Here is a 4,854-nt window from a genome sequence, read left to right as displayed (position 1 = left end):
GTAGAGAACGTTATGAATATATAGGTTAATTATGAAGTACAACGCTGAACATATTGCTGATTTAAACCTCCTTCTTCAATTTGATGTAAGTAGCGCCGCTACTGGAATTAAAGTTCATCAAGAGGCTGCTCAAGAAACTCAAGACGCTGTTAAGCGCCTATTCGAAAAGAATCTTTGCACTCAGCCAGACGGTGGTTACCTAACAGATGAAGGTATCCAGATGGCAGAGCGCGCAGACAAGTTACTTCGCGTACTGAACTAAAACTCCACGGTTCTAGTAAAAACTCCACTCGCTTCGGCCGTGGAGTTTTTTCATTTTTGGGCAAAGGTTTGTTAGGCTTATTGTAAATTCGTCATTTGCAGTTGTGAGGAACACATGGCTTCTATATTTATTGTTGGTGCAGGATGGGTCGGTGCACCTTTATCTGAACATTTAGAAAAACATGATAACCAAGTCGTCGTGACGAAGACTACCCAAGAAGGCGCTGACGCTATTGGCAACGAACGCATTCCTTGTGAAGTATTCAGTTTTGATGCAATACAACCTGAACGCTCTATTGGCCAACTCTACTCACTCCTATTGGAAAACAATACTGAGATAGTGATTGGTAGCTTTCCTCCCGGCTTTAGAAAAGGCGCTGGTGTCGAGTACGCCGACTATTGGCAACAACTGACCAGGGCTTGCCAGAAGGCTAACGTGAAAAAGCTCATTATGGTCAGTTCGACGACGGTATACCCAACCAAGCCCGGAGTTCTGTACGAGCAAGACGCCTCACTCACTCTTTCTACCTCAGAAAACGAGCAAGCATCCGCATTTTCGGACAATGCACGCGTGATGCTGAAAGCTGAACAGCTGGTGATGGATTCCGGCATCGATTACACCATTCTTCGTTTCAGTGGATTAATTGGCCCGAACCGTCACCCATCGAGGTTTGCAAGTAAATTGAAGCAGGTTAGTACTCAAGCTCCTGCCAACATGCTTCACCTTGATGATGCGATTGGTGCGGTCGATTTCGCCATCAATCAACTGCACAATGAAATCGTAAATGTCACCACACCAAATACAGTGAGCAAGGCAGAGTTCTACGCAGCAGCATTAAAAAGTGCCAATAGCAGCGAGCCACTCCCTCCTATTGTCGATACCCCAGACAAGCTGATCTCTTCTAAAAAGATCCTCGGTTTAGGTTACTCGTTTAAATTCGATTCCACATTGGACGCTCTTTATGACTAAGCAATCCATAGCTAAGCAACCTGTAACAAAGAACTCAAAGGGTAAGCTATATCACTCGATCGACACCCTTTGGAACTTCATGTCGATGGGTCATGACATCACGCCTTCAGATTGTATATTTGTGCTGTGCAGTAACGATACTCGCGTTGCTGAATACGCTGCTGAGCTCTATCACCAAGGTGTGGCGCCTTATATCGTATTTTCTGGCGGTGTGGGACGCTTTACTGAAGGCAGTTTTGAACGCTCAGAGGCTGAAACATTCGCGGCTATCGCACGAGACGCTGGCGTACCTGACTCTGACATTATCATTGAGAAGCACGCGACAAACACTGGGGAAAATGTACGGTTTACCTACGAGCTACTGGATCAGCGAGGATTATCACCTAAACGGCTGACCCTAGTTCAGAAGCCCTTTATGGAGAAACGCACTTACGCAACGTTTGCTAAACAGTGGCCTGACGAAGTTACCGAGATTCAAGTCACTTCACAATGGCAAGACTGGGATGATTACTTTAACGAAGAGTTGCCGTTAGACATGGTGTTAGGTGCATTGATTGCTGATTATGAGCGAATCAAATCCTACCCCGCTCAGGGCTTTCAAATTGAGATGCCCATCCCTGACGACGTTGACCATGCCTATCAAGCATTGAAGAAGCTGGGTTTCGAATAAAACTTTAAGTCACGCAATACTCTTTTTCAGAAAACAAAAACGGTGGCACTTGGCCACCGTTTCTTATTCTAGCTATTACTTGAGCTTGTTGATTTCAGCTTTATTCACTTAAGAAGAATTAACCAAAGAGCTGCTTATTTACCTAACGCTTCTTTATAATGTAAACGGCAAGCCGAAACATATTGGTCATTGCCACCAATAGCGACTTGGTCACCTTCAGCAATTGCCACACCGTGCTCATCTGTACGAATTACCATATTGGCCTTACGGCCACAGTGGCAAATTGTTTTAAGTTCTACTAATTTGTCAGCCCAAGACAACAAGTAGCGGCTACCTTCAAATAATTCACCCAAGAAGTCAGTGCGCAAACCGTAACAAAGTACAGGGATGTGCAGCTTATCAACCACTTCTGTTAGTTGGTAAACCTGCTCTTTCGATAAGAACTGACACTCATCGATCAATACACAATGACGCTTTTCTTCTTCGTTGAGTTTTTGAATTGCCTCAAACATATTGGTGTCGTTTTTAAACAATTGAGCTTCAGATTGAAGACCAATTCGTGAACTCACTTTACCGATACCATAGCGATCATCTAATGCAGCCGTAAAAATCACTGGTGTCATACCACGTTCTTGGTAGTTGAATGAAGATTGAAGAAGCGTTGTTGATTTACCCGCGTTCATTGCCGAGTAATAAAAATACATCTGAGCCACAGAAATATTCCTGTTAATTAAAAGTTGAAGATAAAAAGGTGAAATTAGAGAATTTTTGCTAGAAAAAAGGGCTGAAAATCAGCCCTTTTTATAAGATTTACTTACGACGCCAAGTCGTACCTTCTGGACCATCTTCCAGAACAATACCTAGCTCGTTCAGCTTATCACGTGCAAGATCGGCATTTGCCCAATCCTTCGAAGCGCGAGAGTCATTACGTAGCTTAATTAGGCCTTCGATTTCAGCGACTTCGTCATCGTTACCTGCTGCATCGCCTTGCAAGAACGCTTCTGGATCTTGGTGAAGAATACCGATGATGTCTGCCAGTTCACGCATCAACGCACCTAGTGCACTTGCTTTTTCTATGCTTTCAGTCTTGATACGGTTGATTTCACGAGCCATTTCAAACAGCACTGAATAAGCTTCAGGTGTGTTGAAATCATCGTTCATCGCTGTAGAGAAACGAGTCACATACTCTTCACCACCAGCAGGGGCTGCGGTAACGTCTAGACCACGAAGTGATGTATAGAGACGTTCAAGTGATGCACGAGCCTGATTTAGGTTATCTTCGCTGTAGTTTAGTTGACTACGGTAGTGACCAGACATTAGGAAGTAACGAACTGTCTCTGCATCGTAATGCTGAAGTACGTCACGGATAGTGAAGAAGTTACCCAGTGACTTAGACATTTTTTCTCTGTCTACCATCACCATGCCACTGTGCATCCAAGTATTCACATACTGGGTGCCATGTGCACAGCAAGATTGTGCGATTTCGTTCTCGTGGTGCGGGAACTGTAGATCCGAACCACCACCATGAATATCGAAGTGATTGCCAAGAATAGACGAGTTCATTGCTGAACATTCAATGTGCCAACCTGGACGACCTGGACCCCATGGTGATTCCCATGTTGGTTCACCTGGCTTAGACATCTTCCAAACAACGAAATCTAGCGGGCTACGTTTTGCAGAGTCTATGTCAACACGAGCGCCAGCTTGAAGCTGATCAAGGTCTTGCTTAGAAAGCTTACCGTATTCTTCGAACTTCTTAACTTCGAACATTACGTCGCCGTTACTTGCAACATATGCGTAGCCACGTTCAATCAGCTTTTCAACAAGTTCGATGATTTCAGTGATGAATTCCGTTGCACGAGGTTCAACGTCTGGACGCTTCATGTTCAACGCATCGAAATCAGCGTGCATTTCGCCGATTAGACGCTCAGTCAGAGATTCACAAGACTCGCCGTTTTCGTTAGCGCGCTTGATGATTTTGTCATCAATATCTGTGATGTTACGAACGAAGTTCAAATCGTAACCAAGGTAACGAAGGTAACGAGTTACCACGTCAAATGAAACGAACGTACGGCCATGACCAATATGACAGAGATCGTATATGGTTACCCCACAGACATACATACCGACTTTGCCAGCTGTAATTGGTTTGAATTCCTCTTTCTGTCTTGTGAGCGTGTTATATATCTTCAGCATGATCTCTATCTATTTTATGGATTAATCAAAAATAAGATCGCAGTATAACAAGTCATACCTTAATAGGTAATCCCCCAAAGCAGGAATTACCTCAAACATCCGAGTTAAGTTAATGATTTGGTGATTTGAAAGTCCGCCAACATGCGCTAGAATTCGAACTTCATATTAAAAAGACAGTAAGGTAACAATCATGATCATCCTTCACACAAATTTTGGTGACATCAAAGTTCAACTTAACGAAGAAAAAGCACCAGAAACAAGCGCAAACTTCCTACAGTATTGCCGTGACGGTTTTTACGACAACACGCTATTCCACCGTGTTATCGATGGTTTCATGGTTCAAGGCGGCGGCATGACTTCTGGCCTTAAAGAAAAAACAACTCGCGCGACTATCAAGAACGAAGCAAACAACGGCCTAGCGAACAAAGTGGGTACGCTAGCAATGGCTCGTACTATGGAACCGCATTCAGCGAGCTCTCAGTTCTTCATCAACGTTAACGACAACTCTTTCCTAAACTTCCGTAGCGAAAGCCTAGACGGTTGGGGCTACTGTGTATTCGCAGAAGTTGTTGAAGGCATGGACATCGTAAACAAGATCAAAGGTGTTAGCACTGGTTCTATGGGTATGCACCAAGACGTACCTCTAGAAGAAGTGATCATCACTGGTACTACAATCGAAGCTTAATCACTTGCTTTCGATTAGGGCGTATTGACCTTTTGAGCTGATTTTTGCAGCGAGTTGCTGGGGATTTATACA

Annotated in this window: 6 protein-coding genes; 4 read left to right on the top strand and 2 right to left on the bottom strand. The window is 44.0% G+C overall.

Going from position 1 to position 4,854, the window contains the following annotated elements; translation table 11 throughout:
* Positions 1-31: 31 nt before the first annotated feature.
* The 3 genes from AB4232_RS19675 (at position 32) to AB4232_RS19665 (ending at position 1,901) form a co-directional block, all read left to right on the top strand.
* Complete coding sequence (locus AB4232_RS19675) at positions 32-262, top strand: TIGR02647 family protein (RefSeq protein ID WP_009848792.1); 231 nt, start codon at positions 32-34, stop codon at positions 260-262.
* A gap of 114 nt (positions 263-376) precedes the next feature.
* A complete protein-coding gene (locus AB4232_RS19670) occupies positions 377-1,231 on the top strand; it encodes an NAD(P)H-binding protein (RefSeq protein WP_372087816.1) in 855 nt (284 codons plus the stop codon).
* The gene (locus tag AB4232_RS19665; RefSeq protein WP_372087815.1) at positions 1,224-1,901 is read left to right on the top strand and encodes a YdcF family protein; all 678 of its coding nucleotides are present in this window, start codon (positions 1,224-1,226) and stop codon (positions 1,899-1,901) included. The genes AB4232_RS19670 and AB4232_RS19665 overlap by 8 nt, the downstream gene beginning before the upstream one ends.
* 134 nt (positions 1,902-2,035) lie before the next feature.
* On the opposite strand, the gene AB4232_RS19660 is transcribed toward AB4232_RS19665, so the two are convergent.
* Positions 2,036-2,614 carry a thymidine kinase gene (locus tag AB4232_RS19660; RefSeq protein ID WP_009848795.1) on the bottom strand — a complete coding sequence of 193 codons (579 nt, stop codon included), beginning with the start codon at positions 2,612-2,614 and terminating at the stop codon, positions 2,036-2,038.
* Between the two features lie 97 nt (positions 2,615-2,711).
* Positions 2,712-4,097 (bottom strand): cysteine--tRNA ligase, encoded by a 1,386-nt coding sequence (gene cysS / locus AB4232_RS19655; RefSeq protein WP_372087814.1) that lies wholly within the window; start codon positions 4,095-4,097, stop codon positions 2,712-2,714.
* A 190-nt stretch (positions 4,098-4,287) separates the two neighbouring features.
* Between cysS and AB4232_RS19650 the strand changes: the two genes are divergently transcribed.
* Positions 4,288-4,782 (top strand): peptidylprolyl isomerase, encoded by a 495-nt coding sequence (locus AB4232_RS19650; protein ID WP_004734582.1) that lies wholly within the window; start codon positions 4,288-4,290, stop codon positions 4,780-4,782.
* The last annotated feature ends 72 nt before the right edge of the window (positions 4,783-4,854 follow it).

The sequence above is a fragment of the Vibrio sp. 10N.286.46.A8 genome (genome assembly GCF_041470165.1).
GTDB classification, from domain to species: Bacteria; Pseudomonadota; Gammaproteobacteria; order Enterobacterales; family Vibrionaceae; genus Vibrio; species Vibrio tasmaniensis_A.
Note: the sequence above shows the minus strand (reverse complement) of the source record. Positions and strands in the feature narration are given on the sequence as shown.